This window comes from Leucobacter sp. cx-328, from assembly GCF_014530035.1.
Lineage (GTDB): Bacteria > Actinomycetota > Actinomycetes > Actinomycetales > Microbacteriaceae > Leucobacter.
Map to the genome: position 1 here is coordinate 164694 of NZ_JACVMX010000004.1, position 22282 is coordinate 186975.

The 22282-nt window shown below is 58.4% G+C and carries 11 protein-coding genes, 1 tRNA gene and 1 pseudogene; 6 read left to right on the forward strand and 7 right to left on the reverse strand.

Going from position 1 to position 22282, the window contains the following annotated elements; translation table 11 throughout:
- Positions 1-94 precede the first annotated feature (94 nt).
- Positions 95-1900: a hypothetical protein gene (locus ICL81_RS07510; RefSeq protein WP_188034288.1), complete on the forward strand. Its 1806-nt coding sequence runs from the start codon at positions 95-97 to the stop codon at positions 1898-1900.
- Between the two features lie 439 nt (positions 1901-2339).
- On the opposite strand, the gene ICL81_RS12005 is transcribed toward ICL81_RS07510, so the two are convergent.
- On the reverse strand, positions 2340-2477 hold the full coding sequence (locus ICL81_RS12005) for a hypothetical protein (protein WP_251381917.1): 138 nt from the start codon (positions 2475-2477) through the stop codon (positions 2340-2342).
- 9 nt (positions 2478-2486) lie between these two features.
- Between ICL81_RS12005 and ICL81_RS12010 the strand changes: the two genes are divergently transcribed.
- Together ICL81_RS12010 and ICL81_RS12195 are read left to right on the forward strand one after the other, a co-directional pair.
- The gene (locus tag ICL81_RS12010) at positions 2487-3254 is read left to right on the forward strand and encodes a Fic family protein (RefSeq protein WP_251381919.1); all 768 of its coding nucleotides are present in this window, start codon (positions 2487-2489) and stop codon (positions 3252-3254) included.
- Between the two features lie 315 nt (positions 3255-3569).
- Positions 3570-3650, forward strand: a pseudogene (locus ICL81_RS12195) (hypothetical protein); the annotation flags it as partial.
- Between the two features lie 528 nt (positions 3651-4178).
- On the opposite strand, the gene ICL81_RS07525 reads toward ICL81_RS12195, so the two are convergent.
- From ICL81_RS07525 to ICL81_RS07550, 6 genes are all read right to left on the reverse strand, one after another.
- A complete protein-coding gene (locus ICL81_RS07525) occupies positions 4179-6842 on the reverse strand; it encodes an AAA family ATPase (RefSeq protein ID WP_188034289.1) in 2664 nt (887 codons plus the stop codon).
- Positions 6843-9848, reverse strand: coding sequence for a DEAD/DEAH box helicase family protein (locus ICL81_RS07530; protein WP_188034290.1), 3006 nt, complete (start codon positions 9846-9848; stop codon positions 6843-6845). It abuts the gene before it with no gap.
- 11 nt (positions 9849-9859) lie between these two features.
- Positions 9860-11728: a site-specific DNA-methyltransferase gene (locus tag ICL81_RS07535; protein ID WP_251381921.1), complete on the reverse strand. Its 1869-nt coding sequence runs from the start codon at positions 11726-11728 to the stop codon at positions 9860-9862.
- A 49-nt stretch (positions 11729-11777) separates the two neighbouring features.
- Positions 11778-14669, reverse strand: coding sequence for an SNF2-related protein (locus ICL81_RS07540; protein ID WP_188034291.1), 2892 nt, complete (start codon positions 14667-14669; stop codon positions 11778-11780).
- A gap of 746 nt (positions 14670-15415) precedes the next feature.
- A tRNA-Pro gene (locus ICL81_RS07545) sits at positions 15416-15492 on the reverse strand.
- 131 nt (positions 15493-15623) lie between these two features.
- Positions 15624-16430: an aminoglycoside 3'-phosphotransferase gene (locus tag ICL81_RS07550; RefSeq protein WP_188034292.1), complete on the reverse strand. Its 807-nt coding sequence runs from the start codon at positions 16428-16430 to the stop codon at positions 15624-15626.
- A gap of 246 nt (positions 16431-16676) precedes the next feature.
- On the opposite strand from ICL81_RS07550, the gene ICL81_RS07555 reads away from it, so the two are divergent.
- The 3 genes from ICL81_RS07555 (at position 16677) to ICL81_RS07565 (ending at position 22168) form a co-directional block, all read left to right on the forward strand.
- Positions 16677-18485, forward strand: coding sequence for an ABC transporter ATP-binding protein (locus ICL81_RS07555; protein ID WP_188034293.1), 1809 nt, complete (start codon positions 16677-16679; stop codon positions 18483-18485).
- The gene (locus ICL81_RS07560) at positions 18482-20308 is read left to right on the forward strand and encodes an ABC transporter ATP-binding protein (RefSeq protein ID WP_188034294.1); all 1827 of its coding nucleotides are present in this window, start codon (positions 18482-18484) and stop codon (positions 20306-20308) included. The genes ICL81_RS07555 and ICL81_RS07560 overlap by 4 nt, the downstream gene beginning before the upstream one ends.
- A gap of 246 nt (positions 20309-20554) precedes the next feature.
- The gene (locus ICL81_RS07565; protein WP_188034295.1) at positions 20555-22168 is read left to right on the forward strand and encodes an ABC-F family ATP-binding cassette domain-containing protein; all 1614 of its coding nucleotides are present in this window, start codon (positions 20555-20557) and stop codon (positions 22166-22168) included.
- Positions 22169-22282 lie beyond the last annotated feature (114 nt).

The window sequence follows — 22282 nt, forward strand, 5'->3', positions numbered from 1 at the left end:
CCGGACTGGCTTTCCGGGTGATGCTGGAGTTGTGACGTGTGCCTGTTCCTACTTGGGACAACAGTTGGCATACGCGCGGGGAGGGAGCGACACTATGTCAGTTCAGGGAAACATCACGAAGCGCACAAGGTTCACCGCGATCAGTGGAGCGCTCGCACTCGGCTTGCTCAGCGCAGGAGCAGGGGCGGGTGCCATCACAACCTTAGGTGCCACCGCGGCCGTCGCTGCAACACCAACACCAGTCCAAGCACCGCCTGCGGCCATCGGCCAAGATGGCCAGACGCTCATCGTGCTCGACGACGTCATGGCTGCCGCAACCCCCACCCCACAGGGGCAGCTGGAACCCGGCATCGACGGCTCCTTCTACTCTGCGCTCTGGTCAGGCAGCGCCATAGGCAGCTCTCTCATCACCAGGTACTTCGAGAACGGTGACGCCCCAATCGAGTGGAACACGAACGATGCACCCGGCGTGACCGGAAAGGTGTACTCGGTCTCCACCGATGCGGCCGGCACGGTCTACGCACTGAACCGCGGTGCCGCGGCTCCCGCATCGTTCACCATCTCGACCTGGCAGCCTGACGGCACCTTCGTCGGGGCCCAAGACTTCAGCATCCCCGGTATCGTTTCGGGATACACAAACGGCATGGCTGTCTCCGCTTCAGGCAACACCGCGTACGTGCGCGTTGACCGCGCTGTGCCGACGAGTTTGAATGGCATCTGGGCCGTTGATCTCGCGTCTGGCGACGTCACCCCGGTGGTGCAGAACCTTGCGGACACCGCAAACCCAGAGCAGTCGCCGTGGGTGCAGGTCGATCACGTCACCGGCGCGATTGCGTTCAGTCTCGATATGCGCGAGATGGGAATCATCGCGGATCCAGCGACCGGCACCGTCCAGTCGTTCCCGACGAACGATCACATGATCCGCGGCATTGACATGACCCGCTACAGCGAAGGTATCGTCACCGTGAGCGGCGGCGGATACATCATGGATCTCAACACCGCGACCGGCGCCCTGACCACCACCCTGGGACTCCAGGACCTCGACTACTTCAATCCGTATGCCACTCGCGTCGGAACGGACGGCCGCACCTACATCAGCGGCTTCAGCCCCTGGGGCGTCTTGCCCGTTGACGTCACGCAACTGAAGTCCGCTGAGATTTCGTACCCCGAGACCACAATCACCACGAACGTGTGCGCGGCGGATCCGATCGCCCTCACCCCGACGCTCGCAGGCGCGCCCACGCCAACCTGGGTGAGCATCGCAGACGGTGAGCTCCCGGAAGGCCTCGAGCTTGACTCCGTCTCCGGCGTGATCTCAGGTACGCCGACCACCGATGGCGCGGTGACCGTGCGCGCCGAGAACGGTGTGACGCTGGTGGCAGGATCCGCCCCCGATACCGCCCACCTCACCTTCGAAAGCGTCGAAGAGCCCGTAGCATTCGAGTCCGTACACACCCCGGCGGTGACCGGTACGCCGGCAATCGGTGAAACGCTCAGCGCGCAGGTATCGGCTTGGGTGCCGGCAGCGTCATTCAGCTACCAGTGGACGCGCGATGGCTCGCCGATCAGCGGCGCCACCGAAGCGACCTACACCGTCGTTGCGGCCGACGCGGGTGCTGAGATCGCCGTGACGGTGGCCGGCACCGCCGACTGCCGAATTGCCGCGGAGCTCAGCTCGCCGGCCGTCGTGATCGACGATGCGCTTGCGCCCCCGGTGAAGCCGGGCGGTCCCACCGGACCCGGTACCGGTGCGAAGCCGGGCACGGGCACCGGTGCCACGCCAGATGCGCTCGCGCGCACGGGTAGCGACGACCTCGGCTGGGGCGTTGTTGGCGCAGCACTCTTCGCGGCAGCAGGTGCCTCGCTCATTGCGCGCCGCTCGGTGCTTCGCAAGCAATAGCGGTACAGCAGCCTCAGAGGTTCTGGCGAAGCCATTGCCAGGCGAACTGAGAACTGCCCTTGGCATGACGTGCGTTGGCACCATTCGATCGTCGTTTTCGTTTGGTGCACCCAAACCGAAATAGCCTTTCCGCCATGACAGGAGCAACCAGCTGGCCAGCGCATCGCGTCGAATTGTGCCCGTGGCGCCAGCAGACGCGCAGCGGCAACCGTGCTGACCGCACATTGACGTCGGTCAGCACGATGGTGCCGCCTCGTATCGCAGCGCTCCATTTCGCCCCTGGTCTCGGGCTCACTGTCGCCGCAGAGCGTGCACTGCTGGCGGTGGCCCAGGTAGATGCCGATGCTGAAGACCATTCCAGGGCAGTAAACCGCTTCCTCATTCGAAGCGAATCAGTCGCATCTTCAAAGATCGAACAGATTTCGGCCTCCGCTATCGACTACGCCAAGGCGGCGACTGGGAATCGAAGCAATCCGTGCGCGACGAGCATGGTGGCGGCTACAGAGGCGATCCACCAACTCATGCCCGGGTGGGTCTGCACGGTTGCTTTACGCTCGATGAAATTCAGGGTGCTCACCGTGCGCTCATGTTCGACGATCCGAGTGAGTCTCTCTACGCCGGGCGACTCAGAGACATGCAGAACTGGATCGGTGGAAGCGATCACTCCCCGCGCGACGCAATCCACGTACCGCCTGCGCCCGAGCATGTTCCACCACTGATGGCTGATCTCATCGAGTACCTCAACCGTGAAGACGTCCCCATCATGGTGCAGGCGGCGATCGGGCATGCGCAGTTTGAATCGATCCACGGGTTTACCGACGGCAATGGGCGGATCGGGCGCGCGCTCGTCTCCGCCGTGCTGCATCGGCGCGGTGCAACACGAAATCTTGTCGTTCCCATTGCGAGCGGCCTGCTCGCCCAGCGCGACGCTTACTTTGCTGCGCTCATCGCCTATCGCGAAGGTGATCCCGAACCAATCATCCGTCTATTCGCCCGCTCAGCGGAGGCCGCAGCAGTCTGCTCCCGAGCCACAATTGAGCGGCTGAACGCATTGCCAGATCGGTGGTATCTGCAGCTGAAGCCGCGTTACGGCTCCGCAACGGAGCGACTGATCGCCGCGTTCTACGACGAGCCTGCCCTGACGTCAGAAGAGGCGAACTTCTATGCGGGCACCGCTTCTTCGAACACGAATCACGCGATCACGCAGCTTGAAGCGGCCGGCATCATCAAGGAGATCACCGGGCGTAAACGTGACAGGGTGTGGATCGCCATCGCAATCATGGAGGAGCTCGATCAGTTGGATCAGCGGATTCACGCGGCGATGGCGGAAACACAAAAGCCGCGGAGCTCTTAGAGCTCCGCGGCATCTGTCGGGGTGTTCTCCTCGTATGCAAAACAATTAGAACAGGGGTGGCGGCTACTGCAGGAAGAATCCTCGTCGCCAAGTACCGCAGAAATACAACAATCTCCACGATCTTTCGCACGCATCATTCCTGAGCGTCTGACAGAGATAGCTGCCGACTACGAGGCGGGAATGTCGGCCTACGAACTTGCCGACAAGTACGGCCAAAATCGCGGCACGATTATGAAGCACCTCGCGGGGGCCGGAGTCCGCTCACGAGTTGCAGTGCCGGTTAACGACGAGATCCTTTGATGGCAGGAACTCCATGCAGAGGGTCATGGTTTCAAAACTATCGCCAGGCGAGTAGGGCGGAATCACAAGACGATCCGAAAATACCTCACCATGTGACGGGCGGTCAAAGACCTCGGAGGTGTCGCCAAACTCGACCGTGGGCCAGCGGGTCGTACTTCTCGTTGTTGAGAAGAGCGCGAACGTGCATATACTCAGCGACCGGAGCCTTTGACAGCTCTTCACGAATTGCTCCGGTTGCGCACATGGTGCGAATATCGTGGCGCCAGTACTCCCAAGTGTGATTCGTGACTCTACCTAATGACCGTAGTGCGATCTGGTCATCCGAAAGATTCAAGTACTCTCTCAGCACAGCCGTATCGGCTTTCGTAGGAATCCCTTTGCGCTTGAACTTATCCGACAGGCGATCCGTTAACGTCCAGAATCGAAGCAAGTATTGCATTTCGAACTCTCGGTGCATCTGCCGATTTATATGCCGGATCTGTACCGCAGCCAGGCCAACTGCGACAAGTGTCGCAACTGAGAACAGCGCAGTCAGTGCCTCAGCCCAATTTGGGAGCTGGGGGGATACCACTGAAAGAAATCTCTCGTCGAGAAATTGTGTCACAAGAGTCTTCATCTCGAAATTCACATTCTTCTCGCATTAACGACACTCTTGAACTCTTCCAACCGTTTAATCTCTTCTTCCAGGTCGTTCGGCGTCATAGCCGCTGAGCCATCACTCACAGGGGCTGAGTGGCCAGTCATGAATCGAGATTCAATCGACATACCCAGATCAACGGTGGCGATATCTTCCGGGGACAGGTCGATCAGCTTCTGAAGCCTTTGAGTCTGCACTCGGCGCTCATGGCGAGTAACAACCCCATTAAGCAGCTCCTGTTCCACAAAAAACTCCCAGGTGTCTCTCATTGCGCCAACGATTTCTCGCGCGAGAGATTCATACTCGCTGATTGCGTTCTTGCGATACAGCGCCCCTGCGGCCTGTAGGCGATCCTTGAGCCTTCCGATGCGGACTTTCACGCTTACGTGACGCCACTCAACTGCGGACGTTAATGCCCCAGCCCCTTCAGCAGAGCGTTCTATATGAAGGTAGTGAATGTCCTTTGCGGGCCCCTCACCACGGGTGCGTGCGTCTTTATCCCGTAGCTGCTTTTCCTCGTAGAGGTACTGCACAAAAGAGAAGTCGTGAGTAAAGACGAGCACCTGACGCTTCTCGGCTTCTTCCAAGAGCCGCCGGGCAACCTTGACTCGGAAAACTTGATCGAGACTGGAAACGGGATCATCGAAAATCAAGGTCGAAAAATCACCGGACTCCGTTAAATCGGCAAAGAAGCCAGCAATGGCAGTTACTCGCTGCTCACCTTCACTGAGAACCGACGGGACAGGTGCTTTAGCTGCGTCTGTAAGTGCAACGCGGATGTAACTGGTTCCTTTGGATGACTTGTCGAAAACCAGTTCCACTGGCACTCGGTCGAGGCCCAGCTTTTTTGATTCTGCGGTGAACCCCTCACAGACTTTTCCCACATAACTAGCTGAAAGATCTGAGTTCTTCCGGCTTGCTGAAGTGGTATTACAGGCTTTCAGGCTTGCTTCGAGGCAGGTAGCTCGCGCGAATCTGTCATGTTGTGCTGCAATACCTTCGAGATGATCAGCCAGCCCTTTTCTCAGTTTCAGCTCCGCTTGGCGTCCTTGCAGTCTGGCGACGGCCTCGGCTGAAGTATCCGTTTTAGCCAGATCGTCAGCATTCTTGGTTTCAAGATCTGCCGCGTCTCGGATGCGCTCGATGCCCTTTGTGAAAGCGGCTTCGAGTGAGGATTCGCCAGATGATTCGGCTTCTCGTTTCGAACTGATCAAGCGATCGCAGATTGCATTGGCTTTGTGAAGAGAGGCAGCGAGCTCGACCGCCGTATTTTCGTCATAAATGCTGATGAGTTCAGTTACCTCTGGTGCCCTGACTGCGTCCCAAGGAAGCTCTTTTAGCCTGTTGACGTCATTCTCTCTCAGCTCCTTAGCCTTGCCCCACGCAAGTTGAGCCTCTCCGCTCATAAACTGGGCAAACTGGGTGAACCGAGCCTTGGATTCTTCGTCCACGTCTTGTTGGCAAAGTGGGCAAACGTCCGAATCTTCCAATGCGTTCGTCTGGTCATGGGAGTGCTCAGCCTTGTAAAACACCTCGGCAGCTTGCCAGAGCGCCTGCCAAGCCTCTCCACCGGTTCCTGTTAGCTTACCTTCGGCTTTGACAAGGCTGCGTGCGTCGTCTGCCTTCGCTTTGCAAGCTTGAAGGTTATCGATCAGGTTCTCACTTGCAGCAACAGCATCGCTCGATACCTTTGCGGAGATCAGTTCGAGATTCCGAGCTAGAACGGTGAGCTGCGTGGCTCGTTGCCTCGCCTGGGCCGAGAGGGTCGCAGGATCTGAAGAAGATAGATTTCGTACCTTTGTAGGCAACTCATCGAGCTCTTCCTGCTCTTCTGCAGATAACGGCTTGACGCCCTTGAGCGTTTGCAATGCAGCCTCCTGCCCGAGGTGCGCAAACAGATCGGCTCCTGAACCGATTTCCAGTTCCGGCCAGTTTCGACTTTGAAGTTTGAGGGACTGCAGGTCTGCAGAAATGAGACCGTGGATCTCGTTCAGTGCTCTAGTGTACTCAGCTAGTATCTGGAGAGTTGCAGGAACGTAAGCGATCTCGGTTGCACCTGCGAGATGAACGTTTGCAGCCGCAGTGTCAAAAATGCGGACTCGCTGAAGCGGGCCTTCGGGCTGAGCATCCGCAGCCTGCCAGGTCAAGCTTTGAATGGATGCGTTTCCAATGGTGTATTCGACTACTGCCCTGGGAACTTGGGTAGAACGAAAAGCGTTAGGGAGCACGGCCTCTGAAGCCCTGCATGCTGCAACCTGCTTCAGAATCCGCGTGTAGCCAGATTTCCCGCTACCGTTCTTTCCGGCAATAATTGTGAGCCCTGTTTGATGTGGTTCCAAAGCTGCCCCGTCGGCCAGGCCATTTGCCCCGTGAACATGAATGATCTTCGCCAGCCGAACTGGATCAGCACCATCTTCCGTAGTGTTCAGGTGTGCAGCAGTTAGTGGCTCAAATTCTTGTAATTTATCCGTGCCAGGTACCGCATAGAAATGCGAAATCTTCTGCATCTCTGCTCGTTCGGCAGCGTCAGCATAAGCACGTAGGCTCTGCTGCCCCAGGACAACGCCTGTGGCCAACTGCCGCAGAAGGTCTTGCTGCCACGCATCGCGCTTACTGGCCCATTCCAGCAGCCCCGACTCCAATTCGCTCACTTACAGGTTCCACCTTCCCGGTGATGACTTCGCATAATCGATATTCAGTGCTTTGAAGTGCGCTCGTGCGGCCTTGATCTTCGCTTTCTCGGTAGGACGAAGTAGCTCTGCGTTTGCGGTGCTCTTGGTCTCACGCACCATGTAGATGCGGTCTTCGCCGTCCTCATGCTTCACGATCGCCCAGTCAGGGTTATACGGCCCGACAGGCGTATCGATCTTGAACTTAGCCGGGAGCTTCATGAACATCTTGACGTCTTCACGCCCGTCAAGCAGCTCCGCGAACTGTCGCTCAATGTCCGAGTCGAACAGCACGTAATCAAAGTCAGTCTTATCTTGGTTCTGCACTTTGTACAGCTGGTCAAGGAACCGATCCGCTTCTTCCTTGCTATCCTCGCGGAGTTCGCGTAGCTCGTAGACGCTGCCCGAGATCCGCTCATATTCAACACCGTCAACGATGATCTTTGCGAGCTCAGCATTAATAACTCGTCGAGCCATAGTGATGAAGTCATTCGGGTTACCAATGAACTCATCGAGCCGTTCGCTGCCGGTCAAGATATCAACGATAGTGCGGCGGGTGAGCTTCGTTGCATCTTGCAGCTCGGTGATGATGTCAGGTAGGTCATAGCTGCCTCGCAGATCAGCGGTGCGCACACCGCGTTCTTCGGCCTTCGCGCCACCGCGCTGGATCTTCAAACCAGCTTTGGTCACCTGAATCCTCAGCGGTTCAACTCGCGGATTCTCATCCAGATCGCGCAGCTTTGCCAGGCTCGTGCTAATGATGTCTTCACGATCAACCTTGACTCGGTAGGTCGTCTTGCGACTAATCGCGTACCAGAAGTCTTCAAACTCGTCTGACCAGTAGAACTCCTTATTGAGTTGGCGTGAGGCACGAAGCTTCTTTGGCTTCACGAGCTTGTCAAGCTTGCACTTATCGACGAGCTCAATCACGAAATCGGTCGCCCATGCGAAGTCGACTGGCAGACCAAGATCAAATCCGAGCGTTGTCGGCGCAAACTGATCCGTGACCCGACCGTCTTTATCGAGGAAGCCACCAGTCTGGAGAAGTTCGTAGATTCGCTTTGAAGCTTCAAACCCGAGTGGCTTCTCTGTCTCACCATCAACAACAGGAATCTGGGCGAACTCGCCCTTTCTGACGAAGCCAAGCTGCACGCCAGCTTTCTTGTACTCGTCTTGGAGGCTTTTCGCGAACTCAGCATAAGACTCGTTCGCGATCACCGTGAGCTGCGCAATTTCGGGCTCAGCAATTCGCTCACCGTCTTTGTTCACGGGGAGACGAAGTCCTCGTCCGATGGTCTGGCGTCGTTCGGTTTCTCCACCCATTTCGCGCAGGGTGCAGATTTGGAAAACATTAGGGTTGTCCCAGCCCTCGCGGAGCGCTGAGTGGCTGAAAATAAACCGAGTCGGGGTATCTTCACTGAGCAGGCGCCCCTTATCTTTCATGATGAGGTCGTAAGCGTCATCATCTTTCGCGGTAGTGCCCTCGCCTTTAGAATCGACAAACGTCAGCTTTGCAGCTTTTCCCTTGCCAGACTTCATCTGCGCAAAGTACGCCTTGCGATATTCCTGCGGATCTTCAGGCAGCAGCTCGCTCCAGGCTGGGACACGGTCGCGCTCTTCGCGAAGTAGCTCATCGAACCACTGTACGTATTGGCCGTTGGCATCTTCGTTGTTGACACCATCACCAAGGAAGTTAGCCACCTTGTCAATGAAGAATAGACTCAGTACTTTGACACCCCGAGGACGCATCTGCGCTTCCTTGCGGAGGTGTTCACGAATCGTCTCGCGGATCATCTCCCGGTAGATCACCTGAGAGTTGCCGCCAATTTCTTCGCCGAGGTTGAGAATCGGGTGCTTCGTTAGTTCAACAAACGGAAGACCTGAACCATCTGGAGACTCAAGTCCGATCTCGTTAACACGCCATCCCTCATAGATCGGATTATTAGACGCCGCAATACCTGCAAGGTCTTGCCCTTGCTTGATCTTCTTCGCCGTGCGAGCAAAGCTTCCGTCTGCCTTGCGGCTCAATAGCTCGAGCTTTGCCGTCCACGGATCTCGTTGCACGTCAACAAGTTTGATGTAAGGGGTTGCATCCGCGCCCTGCTGGCGAGCTTCAGCAACAACAATCTGCTTGACAAGCCCCTTGTCGTGGGCATCAACAGGGTCGAGACGGTACACAACGTTGCGTGTCTTGCGGTGGGTCGCGCTGTAACGCAAGGTGCACGTTGGCGAGAGGTCACCGACCGCACTCTGGGAGAGCTTCGACTCCATGTTCTGTGGTTCATCCATGATGACTACAGGCCGCGTGGCCTTTAGATAGTCAATCGGACGCAAGCCCTGCAGCTTGTCGCGGGTCTGGTGAATAATTCGGCTGTTCGCATCACCACGAATTGAGTCAATCGTCATTACTAGAATCTGCACATTGGTTGCCGTCGCGAACGACTGCACCTCTTCTGCAGACTTACCGCTGTACACGGAGGAATCGAATGGAAGAGCCGGGTAGAGTCCACGGAAGTGCTCGCGCATCAGCTCGATACTCGTGTTCACACCTTCGCGGATGGCAACGCTCGGAACCAAGATCACGAACTTGGTGAAGTTGTACTTCTGCGCCAACTCAAAAATGGTGCGCAGGTACACGTAGGTCTTACCCGTGCCGGTCTCCATCTCAATATCAAACCCGAGCTCTTCCTCAGCAAGCCGAGCGCTGAGTTCAAGGCCGTTCCGATTCTGTACCTTACGAAGATTCGCAAGGACCGTGTCGCGTTCAACGATCAGGTTATTGCCGACTGCGCCAACCTCTTGCGCTAGTTCCGAGGGGTCAATATCGAATGCAGCTTGACCTGATGTGTCACTCTCGGGAAGACTAATCTTGCCCCGTAAGGCGATCTCAAGTTTCTCAGCGTCCTTCGGCTGACCGTCAAAGAGGTCTACGACTGCTGAAATTGCATCGAGTTGAAATGGTTGTTTGTCGTCAAATCTAAACTTCATGGGTGCCTCGCCTACGCAGTCCATAGCTCAATGCCGTTACTCTTACAGAGTTGGGCGAGGTTGGTCTTCAGTTCGTCATCGCCATGGAACGCGTCTTCGAGCACGATGATCTTTCCACCATGGATTTCATCGACCATCGCTCGGAGCTGATCTAGCGTCGGCTTCCTGTGCTCGTCTAGATAGGCGAGCACAGCAATGTCCCCATCTGCCTGAAGAACTGCACGCATTTCGAGGCCAGCAACCTCGAACGGACTGATCTGCTCGGTGAGCGAGAAGCCCTGCTTTAGAAGGATCTCGGTGAAGAGGTCATCTGGTGTGGCGTTGTCGTCAGCACTGTCACGGAGACCGAGAAGTCTTTGCTCCAAAGCATCAGGCTCAATCTCACTCGAGACTCGCCATTTGGAGAAGTTACTGTCAACCAATCTGAATGAGCGGTATCCCGTATCCACGGGGTGTCCCTTCACCAGCAGATTTTGGTTGTCCGACTGAATCTCTGCTGCTGCAAGGTCGATTCGCAGTCGCGAAATATCCGGAATCGTTTTGTAGCCTGCCTTCGCAGCTTCGCTCCCACCGTCGAGTGGTTCGGGCAGTTGAACTTGAATATATCGTCGAGCACCGCCGTCTTCCCGGTTTACTTCCATAATGGCATGTGCAGTTGTGGCGGAACCAGAAAAGAAGTCCAACACAATATCGTTGTCATCGGTTGCCTGCGAGACTAGAAACTTGATCAGGTCGAGCGGCTTCGGGAAGTCAAAGTACTTCTTCCCGCCAAAGAGTCGAATCAACTGTTTGGTTGAAGTCTCACTATCGAATCGCCCAAGATTCGAGAATAGCGGTGAGCGATCATTTGCCATTTCATCCGCATACACAACTTGGACAGGCTTTCCATCATCATTTTTCGGGAAGCGGATTTTTCCGTCTTCCACCATCTGCTTGATCCGGTCTTCCGAGAACGCCCAGTTGCCGTAATAGGACTTACCGTTCACTGGGTTGATAATGCTAAACCAACTATTCTGCGCTCCAGTAGCTTGTATCGGCATCGTGCGCCACCAACGACCGTCCGCATCTTGTTTATAGCTGGCAAGGCTTCGCTCCTGCCCCTTGAAGCGGAAGGGCTTCCTGCGCTGAAGCACCATTAGGTACTCAAAGTTGGGTAGAAGCATGTTTTTCGGAGGAACACCTGAAGCCTTCTCTTTCTTGACCCAAACTAGTTCGCCAACGAAATTGTGCTCACCGAAAACTTCAACACAAAGCTTTCGAAGGTTTGCGACCTCATTACCATCGATGGAGATAAACATGACGCCGTCATCAGTCAGTAGGTTTCGCGCAAGCTTCAGACGCGGGTACATCATGTTGAGCCAGTTCGAGTGATAGCGCCCCTCTGATTCAGAGTTACTCGAGAGCTTCTTGCCATCCCCGCTGACCTGCTGCGTCCACTCAAGGTAATGCTGAACACCGCCGGTGAAGTTGTCGTTGTAAACGAAGTCCTTACCAGTGTTGTAAGGAGGGTCGATGTAGATCATCTTGATCTTGCCGTGGTAGTGCCGCTGCAAGATCTTTAGTACCTCGAGGTTGTCGCCCTCGATGAACACGTTCTGAGTCTTGTCCCAGTCTTTCGAGGTCTCGAAATCAGGCTTCAAGGTAGCGGTGGTCTGCTCCTGCGCTACACGAAGCGCTCGTTTCTTACCCGGCCAGAACAAGCCAAATCGCTCATTGCCCTCGGCTGCGTCACCGTCAAGAAGTTCCTGCAGCTTCGCGACATCCACTTTGCCATCAGCGATCGCTTCGGGTACTAATTCAGCCAGCTGCGCTGCCAGCTCAGTGCGGAAGTTCGGTGTTGTTGATGGTGTCTCGCGGATATCGTCGTCGTGCATATTCATTTCCTCTACTTGTAACATTTTTTAAGTCTTCTGTGAACAGGTTCCAGCGTCAGGCGACTACTCGCCAACGGATCGAAAACAGATGTTCTGTATTCTGTGTGCCAGTCAGAGCCTGAGAGATTAGCTCGAGAATGTCGTCTGCTTCGTCACGCATCTTGCGTTTCTCAAACCGGTAATCGTCCTCGGCGTCATCAGCCTTGCGATCCCACTTGGCGGCTTCCTTTTTCATGCGCAGCTGCTCCATCGGATCATCTGCACCCCTGGCGGCCTTGCGGGCTTCCTTTTCTTTACTGCGGTACTCGCGCACTTTTGCTTCAAACTCGGCGCGTCGATCTTTGATATTCCGGTCGAGGATTTCTTCCTGCTGGTTGTAGTACTTGGCGTTACGGCCCTGAACCTCACGCTCATACTCTGCCCGCTGGAGAGCGAGTCGATCGGCGAACCGCGCCTCATCGATAGCAACATCGTGCTGGCCGACCTCGACAGCAGTGAGCTCGAGCAAATCATTGACAAGTTCCGCGTCCATCCACTCGCCACCAGCACCATCGGCAAAGCCGCCAGCGAGCATGTACGACTCAGAGATGTCATCGTTCTTTGCTTGCATACTAAAAGTCACCAGGCTGACCGTCAGTTCGCCGTTCTTACCCTCAAGTTGCTTCACGGCGGCACCTGCACGATCTGATGCAGAAATACTGAACGTCAGTTCACGCGCTGGGGTAACTCGTGACTTCGCTCCTTCAACTACATGAACAGCAAGCGGACTTGAATAGCGATACTGGTGAGCATTTTCTAGAGGTTGTGATTTGAAGAAGTAGGGACCCTCCTTCGCCTCTGGCACAGGCGAGCAATGCAACGTGAAGTGTCGCGGATCTTCTTCAAATGTTGCATCGTCTTTAAGTTCATGCTGAGTAATCGACAGGAGTAACCGTTCGAACTTATTCAGAACCTCACCCGACTGCGCGTCGTAAGACTTCAAGCGATCCTGAACATTCGGATCTAGGTTGTCAAACACCTTTGACTTGGCCTGTGCCATTTCCTGGCTGATCTCTTCTGAGTACTGAGCCTCAAGCTTTGCGAATGCAGTATCGATCTCAGCGGCAGTCTTACAGCCATTCAGAATCGCAGAGATGTTCTTCTCGAAATCGAGGCCATCTTCAATCGACCCGAGAACCTGGTCGGATGCCCCAAAGACGCTCTCGAAGAGATGGAACTTCTCTGTGAGGAGTTCCAAAATGCGCTGCTCGGCGACGTTGCCTTTGTTCGAGAAGTTCACAACGATCACGTTGTGCTTCTGCCCAAACCGGTGCACTCGTCCAATACGCTGTTCCACACGCTGCGGGTTCCATGGCAAGTCGTAGTTCACAAGCATTGAACAAAACTGCAGGTTAATTCCCTCAGCGGCAGCCTCTGTTGCGATCATGATCGTGCCCCGGTCACGGAACTCATCGACAAGGGCCTTACGTCTATCCGCTGCAGGGATGCCCGTGATTAGGTCGCTGTCCTTGTTGCGCGCAAGCCAATCTTGGTAGATGCGTGTGGCTTCTGGACTGTTGTTTGTGCCGTTGAAGAGGACGAGGCCTTCACCGCGGCCAGCGTCTTGAAGGGTGCGCGCGATGTATTCCTGCGTCTTCGTTGAATCAGTGAAGATGATTGCTTTCTCGGGTGCACCAATCTCACGGAGACGTTCAAAACCTTGATCAAGCGCCTCACCAAGCTTTACCGCCTTCTGGTTGACCGTGATTGAACGCGCTAGTGCCGCATACTCGCGAAGCTCCTGCACCTCAGCCTTGACGCGTTGGTGGAGGCTCTTGTCTGCAAAGTCAGTCGGGGTGTCAGCAGTTTCATCGATCTCTTCAAACTCTTCGCTTGTCAAGTCGCCGTCGATAAACAAAGATCCGCGCCCGTCACGCCTGCGACCCTCAGCGAGTTCATCCGCGAGCCTGTTCGCGATGTTCTCCAGGGTGCCTGCTACTGCATACGTGGAGGACCCGAGACGTTTTCGAATAATTAGGGCTGATAGATGCCTCTGGCTCCCCGCAAATGCAAACAGCTCGTCCCGTTGCAAATAGTCGTTCACCAGGTCATATAGGCGCACTTCTTCAGGTGAAGGGGTGAACTCAACAGTCAAAGGTGAGCGCTTGGTGAAACGAATGTATCTCTCGGCGTCACGTCGAAGCGTGCGCTTTGAAACTGTTGCAACACGATCAACGAGGTCATCGTCGCCGAACGCGTCACGGTTCTTAATATATCGCTCTCGGAATGCGTCAAGCGAGTGGAAATACGTCGGATCAAACACCGACACCAGCCCGTACAGTTCATCGAGCCGGTTCTGTAACGGTGTCGCCGTCAGCAGCACTGTCTTGTTTGCGTTCCGAACCACTCTCGCTACGGCAGAAGGCATCTTCGCCCGGTCACCATTCCAGAAGTTGCGGAGCCGGTGAGCCTCGTCAGCGACGATGAGATCCCACTGCTGAGAAAGGGCAGCCTCATGACGCAGCACAAACTCATACGAGCAGATCAGAACCTGAGCTTTTTGAGTGTCTTGAGCTTGTAGCAGTCGATCGCGTGACTTCGAATCGAGAAGTGCCGAAGGGATTAGGAACTTTTCATACAGCTCTTGCTGCCACTGCTGGCGAAGACTAGAGGGAGCAATAATCAGGACTCGACGCTTACGCTCTGCCCAGTATTGACTGATGACGATGCCAGCCTCGATCGTCTTGCCGAGGCCGACTTCATCAGCCAGGATCACACCGGGCAAGAAAGGGGTCTGTAGTGCGAATAGCGCAGCATCGATTTGATGCGGCTTTGGCTCCACTTGGGCATCAAACAGCAGACCAGCGAGCTTGCCAACGTGATCATTTGCATAGCTGCGCTGTAGTTCATGCGCAAAATACTTAGCCTGGTGATCGGTGAGTTTTGTCTTGGGTGATGTCTCCGCCATGTGATGCAGTCTCCTACGCCACAGGGGCGCTATTCGTTTATACCTCTCATCATTTCACCGTACCGCGGACCAACGACAATGGCCGCCTCGGCCCACCGGAGACTTTGCGTTAGAGGCTATGCGGCACAAGAATGAAGCGATCCGGTCAGCTGCCTCATATTGCGGCTTATTATGACATGATCGGGTGTTTTCGTGAAGTACTGTTCCCAATTTCTCACGGCAACCATCCCACGGAAGATCACCCGCTGAACAGGCGGCAGCATGAGAAGGCGTCGAAGTATTCGTGCAATCGCTGCTCCTGGCTCGCCAGCCGATCTACGACTTCAGTAATTCGGGGCAACGCCAAAGTTCCGCGCCAAAAGTCATGTACCTCTGTGTCACGAATGATCAAGGCCATGATGTGCGCCGTCAGCTGCGTTTCAGGGAATCTTGGGTCGTAAATGCTCAGTGTTCCTTCGTAGAGGTATGGGAGCACCAGTTTGTCTATGTCACGGGGAGCGATTTCCTCGAATACTCTGCTGTACGCGCCGCCAGAAAGCACTCGAATCATGGTCTCGAACGGTCTCGCAGGGTGTACAACTCCACCTGGTCACGGAAGGACACTTTCACTTTCGCGCGCTCGCCGAGGAGCTAGCGGGCAAAAGATCGAGAAATCAAAAAAGCCCGCCATTTCTAGCGGGCTTTCCCGGATCAATGTGGATCAATTTCCGATTTCTTATGCCCTTGTTTCTGATTAAAGAGCACAGTGGTCGGGCTGACAGGATTTGAACCTGCGACCCCTTGACCCCCAGTCAAGTGCGCTACCAAACTGCGCCACAGCCCGTTGTTGTTGAAACAACTCTTCTATCCTAGTACAGATTTCGGGCCGCTCTGACCACGGGCACTCCGGCTACTTCCGGCGCCGACACAGCACCCGCCCACGGCGCACGCAGCGCAAGCGGCGCAAGCACCCAACTACTCCGCGTCCCACAGCGCCCGGTAGTACGCGATCCGCTCCGCGTCCGGCTCGATGCCATACGCATCCCAGAAGTCTCGCTCGTCATAGTTTGTGTAGTTCCAGCCGAGCGAGACGGTGATGATGGCGAGATCCGCCCACCGATCCGCGACACCGAGGCGCGCGAGATCGACGTGTGCGAGGAAGTCACCATCGCGGGAGATGAGCGTGTTGGGCGCGCACGGATCGCCCTGGCACACGACGAGCTTGTCGATGGGTGGCGGATCCGCGAGCGTCCCCGCAGCGATCCCCGCGATGCGCGTACGCTCGGCAACACCCCAGTCGAACGGGCAATCGTCGACGGGCAGCTCGTGCAGGCGGCGCATGCCAGTGCCGAGCGCGCGGAGCGCCGTCGCGGGGTCGGCCTTCCACCGCTCGCTCACTGCCGATTCACCGGGGAGTGCGCGCGTAATCAGCACCTCGTCATAGCGGGGCGGCTCGTCGCCCTCGCCAGCGACGGCCCAGTTCGCGAGCCCGACGACGGCGGGCGCCGGGTGGCGTGCTGACAGCCAGACGAGGCGTTTAGCTTCGTCGGCGAGGGACTCCCCTGATCCGCCGGGGTTCCACTTCACGAAGTATTCGGGTTCCGCGCCGGGGCCGCCCGTGGCCGCAGAGAAGGTGAGTCCGCCGGTGCCGTTCTGCCAGACGGCGGCGAGCGCAGCCGCACCGAGTCCGTGTGCGCCGAGCACTGCGGTCACGGCGACGGGCACCGCCACGGGCTCGGTTGGGGCGCCGGCGAGATCGCTCGGAACGGCAGAATTTGTCATGCGGGAAGCCTAGCGAGGCGAGTTGGTGAAACCAACCCTTGTGTCCCGCGCAAAGAAGCCGCTAGGGTATTTCTCAGACTTAACCCTCTACGACCCGGAAAGGAGCAGCCATGATTCGCACAATCGCATTTACCGCTGTTCTTCCGGGCACAGCTCTGTCCGGAAATTAGACCTCGGCCGTTCCAGGCCCTCTCTCTTTCCCACAGCTTCCGCGCCTAGGTGCGCACCTTCTTCTCATTAGGGATCATGTCTTCTTCATCTACAGTTTCACTGTCTCTGCCGCGCGCGCTTGCTCGGCTTCTCCCCTTCGTTGCGCCCACAAAGTGGTGGCTTCTGGCGGGCTTCCTGGTCGCTTTGCTGGGTTCCGTGGCGAGCCTCGCGATTCCGCTTGTGCTGCAGGCCGTCGTCGATGGCCCGCTCGTCTCCGGCGACCAAACCGCCATCGTGTGGGGTGTGGCTGCCGTGCTCGGCCTCGGAATCCTCGAAGCTCTCTTCATCTTCTTGCGTCGCCGGTTCGTGCTGCGCCCGATGACCGAGGTGGAGTTCTCGATCCGCCAAACGTTCTATGAGCGCTTGCAGCGCCTGCCCGTCGCATTCCACGATCGGTGGCAATCGGGTCAGCTCCTCAGCCGCATGATGCAAGACATCGGGCTCATTCGGCGCTGGCTCACCTTCGGCCTCATCATGCTCGTCGTGAACGTGCTGACGATGCTCGTTGGCATTGGCTTGCTGTTCCGCTGGCATTGGGCGCTCGGCACCGTCTTCTTCATCTGCTCGCTGCCGATCTGGATCGTGGCCTACCGCTTCGAGCAGAAGTACGGCGTACTGTCACGCATGAGCCAGGATCAGTCTGGCGATCTCGCGACCGCGGTTGAGGAGAGTGTGCACGGCATCCGCGTGCTCAAGGCATTCGGCCGCGGTGCGCACTCGCTCGCGAAGTTCCGGGAGCGCGCTGAAACGCTACGCGGAACCGAGCTGCGCAAAGCCCGCGAAGTCGGCCTCATCTGGTTCTGGTACGACCTCGTGCCGTTCCTCGCGCTCGGCGCGTGCCTGTTCACCGGCATCGTGCTCGCGAGCCGCGGTGAGCTGAGCGTTGGCGAGCTCTTCGGCTTCTTCGCGCTCGCTGCTGCGGTGCGCTGGCCGATGAATTCGCTCGGCTTCCTGTTCTCCTTCATGATCGATGCCCGCACCGCGACCGATCGCGTCTTCGAGGTGTTTGATGCCCCGATTACGATCGCGGATCCCGAACATCCCCAGACCATCGAGCATCCGCGCGGTGAGCTCGCGTTCCGTGGTGTGCACTTCCGCTTCGGCGATGCCCGCGAGCACGAGCGTGACCTCATCAACGGGCTCGACCTCGTACTGCAGCCCGGCGAGACCATGGCGCTCGTCGGCGCGACCGGTTCTGGAAAGACGACGCTCACCGCGCTGCCGACCAGGCTCTACGATGTGACCGCCGGCGCGGTCGAGCTCGACGGCGTTGACGTGCGCAACCTCACGCTTGAGGAGCTGCGGCGCCGCATCGGCATCGCATTCGAAGACCCGATCCTATTCTCGGCGAGCGTGCGCGACAACGTGCTGCTCGGCCGCGAGGATCTCGACCCCGCGAGCGAGGAAGCCGAGGCTGTACTCAGTGAGGCGCTCGGGGTAGCCCAGGCCGGGTTCGCGTACGATCTCCCTGAGGGCCTCGACACCGAGGTCGGCGAGGAAGGCATGAGCCTGTCCGGCGGTCAGCGCCAGCGCCTCGCACTCGCCCGCGTCGTCGCCGCGAAGCCTGATGTGCTTGTGCTTGACGATCCGCTGTCTGCACTCGATGTCGACACCGAGGCGCAGGTCGAGGCGGCGCTGCGTCGGGTGCTTGCCACCACGACCGCACTCATCGTTGCGCACCGACCGTCCACGGTCTCGATGGCGGATCGCGTCGCCGTCATGCAGGCAGGCCACGTCATAGCGGTCGGCACGCACAGCCAGCTGCTCGCGAGCAACGAACACTACCGACACCTGATTTCGTCGCTTGAACCCGATACCGACACTGCAGAGGAGGTGGCGCGATGAGCCCCGAATCAATCCGCGGAACCCGCGGCGAAGACCGCTCCAACTACACCCGCGAGGAGAGTCGCGCCATCAGGCGCCGCTCACTCCGGCTGCTCGGGTCGCTGCTCAAGCCCCGCAAGAAGCTCATCGTGCTCACCGCCGTCGTGGTCGTGCTCTCTGCGGTACTGCGCGCAATGGGCCCGTCGCTCATTGCCTACGGCATCGACGAGGCGCTGCCCCGCGCCGTCTCGCAGGGTGACTGGGGTCCGGCAATCGGCATCTCCCTCACCTACCTCGTGGTCGGTGGTGGCGGTGCCGCGCTCGTCGGCTGGTACGTCGTGCTCATCGCACGCCTCACCCAGGCCGTGATGCTTGAGCTGCGCACCCGCATCTTCCGGCACACGCAGCGCCTGAGCCTCGAATTCCACGAGGGCTACACCTCTGGCCGCATCATCTCTCGGCAGACGAGCGACCTGGAGTCGATCCAGGAGCTGCTCGATGGCTCCCTCTCGGAGCTCATCGACGCTGTGCTGCTCGGATCGTTTACGCTCATCGCTCTCTTCCTGCTGGATTGGCGGTCTGGCCTCGTCCTCGTCGCAATGGGGCTGCCCCTTGGCATCCTCATGTGGTGGTTCGTCATTGAGTCCCAGAAGGGGTTCCGCGCGACCCGCACCGTGAGCGCACGGCTCATCGTGCAGTTCGTGGAGACGATGACCGGTATTCGTGCGGTGCAAGCGTTCCGGCGTGAGAAGCGGAACGACCGCGCGTTCGCGAAGGTCTCTGATGACTACCGGCGTGCAAACCTGCGCGTGGTGAACCTGTTCGGTGTCCTTGATCCCGGCCTCGTGCTGCTCGGCAACATCACCATCGCTGCGGTGCTGCTGTGGGGCGCGTTCCGCGTGACCGACAACGCGCTCGCAGTGGGCGTGCTGCTCGCCGCGCTCCTGCACGTGCGCAACTTCTTTGGCCCGCTCGAAGACGTCGCGATGTTCCTGAACTCGTACCAGTCGGCAGTCGCCGCACTCGAGAAGGTCTCGGGCGTACTGGAAGAGGAGCCAACGGTGCAAGACCCCGAGCGCCCCGTCGCCCTCCCGGCGGCACGCGGCTCGCTGCGATTCGACAACGTGACCTTCCGGTACGGCGGCGCGGATGACCCCAAGGTCGTCCTCGATCGCTGCACGCTCGATATTCCAGCTGGCCAAACGATCGCGCTTGTGGGTACCACCGGTGCTGGCAAGTCGACGCTCGCGAAGCTCATTGCCCGGTTCTATGACCCCACCGAGGGAACGGTGTCGCTCGACGACGTCTCGCTGCGCGAACTCGACACTGCCGACATGCGCCGCGCCATCGTGATGGTCACGCAGGAGGCATACCTCTTCAGCGGAACCATCGCCGAGAACATCGCCCTCGGCAAGCCCGATGCATCGCGCGCGGAAATTCGTGATGCCGCGAAGGCCGTGGGCGCCGATGAGTTCATCCAGTCGCTGCCCGACGGCTACGACACCGACGTGAACAAGCGCGGTGGCAGGGTCTCGGCTGGCCAGCGGCAGCTTGTCTCCTTCGCGCGCGCGTTTTTGGCGGATCCAGCCGTGCTTATCCTCGACGAAGCCACCGCATCGCTCGACCTCCCGAGCGAGCGCCTCGTGCAGGATGCCTTGCAACGCCTCCTCGCCGACCGCACCGCAATCATCATCGCGCACCGGCTCTCCACCGTCGCGATCGCTGACCGCGTGCTCGTCATGGAACACGGTGTCGTGGTGGAAGACGGCTCCCCCGCTGCACTCGTCGCGCAGTGCGGCCGCTTCGCAGACCTGCACGCTGCCTGGGAGAAGTCGCTCGCGTAGCTGCTGACTGGTAAACTTGGGATTTATGGAGCTGATTGAGGTAGATATCCGGGCCTAGCCGCCGGTTGTAGGCGGCCTCTCGTTTGCGCGCCATTTTTGCGTCTCAGCAAACGATTCCCCCTCTTCCCCGCACTCCGTGAATCCGCTCGTCGTTCGAGCGTTGATTCCGCCGTGCACAGCACGCCCCGTGGTCGCCGCATTGTCACTGCACTGTGGCGACCACGCGGGCAGAAAGACGGTGCTTACATGTCTATGCATCCCGCAGTTTCACTGCACAATCTCACGTTTGCCTGGCCAGATGGCAAGGTCGCGCTCGAACAGCTCAACGGCACGTTCAATCCGGGCAAGACCGGCCTCATCGGAAGTAACGGTGCAGGCAAGTCGACGCTGCTTCGCCTCATCGCGGGCAAGCTCAAAGCGACCTCTGGCAAGATCCGCGCCCAGGGTGACATCGGATACCTGCCGCAGAACCTCACGCTGCAGGCCGACGCAACGATCGCCGATCTGCTCGGTATTCGCCCAACGCTCAACGCGATGCGTGCGATCGAAGCCGGTGATATTCAGCAGCGGTACTTCGACCGGATTGGTGACGATTGGGACATTGAGTCGCGCGCTGACGAGGCGCTCACGAACATCGGATTTTCGGGGGCGGATCTCGAACGCAGCGTCGCCGAACTCTCTGGCGGCGAGAGCATGCTCATTGCCATCACCGGGCTCCGGCTGCGCCGCACCCCCATCACGCTGCTCGACGAGCCGACCAACAATCTCGACCGCGATACGCGCGCAACCCTGACGAAGCTCGTCGACGGCTGGCCAGGCACGCTCATCGTGGTGAGCCACGACCTCGAACTGCTCGAACATATGGATCACACCGCCGAGCTGCACGCCGGACGCCTCGAGACGTTCGGCGGCCCGTACAGCGAATGGCGTGCGAACCAAGACCAGCTGCAGACCGCAGCGCGGCAGGCCGCTCGCACCGCGCAGCAAGCGCTGAAGAGCGAGAAGCGGCAGCGCGTCGAGGCAGAAACCAAGCTCGCCCGCCGCGAGCGCACAGCGAAGAAGGCGCAGAAGGACGGCGGCATTCCCAAGATCGTGGCCGGGAATCTGGCGAGCCGTGCCCAGGGATCCGCCGGATCGATGCGCACCACGCTCGACGCCAAGGTCGAAGCCGCACAAGCCGCGGTTGACGCCGCGGATGCCCGCGTGCGCGAGACCGCGCACATCTCGCTTGAGCTGCCCGACCCGAACGTGCCGCGCGGGCGCCGAATTGCGGAGCTGACGGATGGCTCGCGGAATGTGGTCATTCAAGGGCCGGAGCGGGTCGCGCTCATTGGGCCGAACGGGTCTGGCAAGTCGACGCTCATCGCGCAGCTGCTCGCGGGCAGTGAGGCGACTCCGGGTCGCGCCCACGGTCGACTCCTCACCGAACACGTGGGGTTCCTCCCGCAACGACTCGACAGCCTCGACGACTCCGCGAGTGCGCTCGAGAACGTTCGTGCGGTGGCTCCGGAGACTCCGCTGGGAACGATCCGCAATCATCTCGCGCGTCTGCTGCTGCGCGGTCCGGGCGTCGATCGCCCCGTGGGAACGCTGTCGGGTGGCGAGCGCTTTCGGGTGGCGCTTGCGCGGCTGTTGTTCGCGGATCCGCCAGCCCAACTCCTCGTGCTCGACGAGCCGACGAACAACCTCGATATTGCCAGTGTCGAGCAGCTCGCCGAGGCGCTTGACGCGTATCGAGGCGCACTCCTCGTCGTGAGTCACGACTATTCCTTCCTGGATCGGATCCGCGTCGACACGGTCATTCAGCTCGACCCGAGTGGTGGCATGGAGGTGCTTTCCGAGCTTCCATTTGACGACTAAAACGATCGCTGGACTGGGATTTAGGGTTGCCTAACCTTGCTTGCATTACGCCAAAATCGGAGTATCGTACTTTTTAACAGTTCAAATCAAACGTGAGACGAAAGGTATAGACAC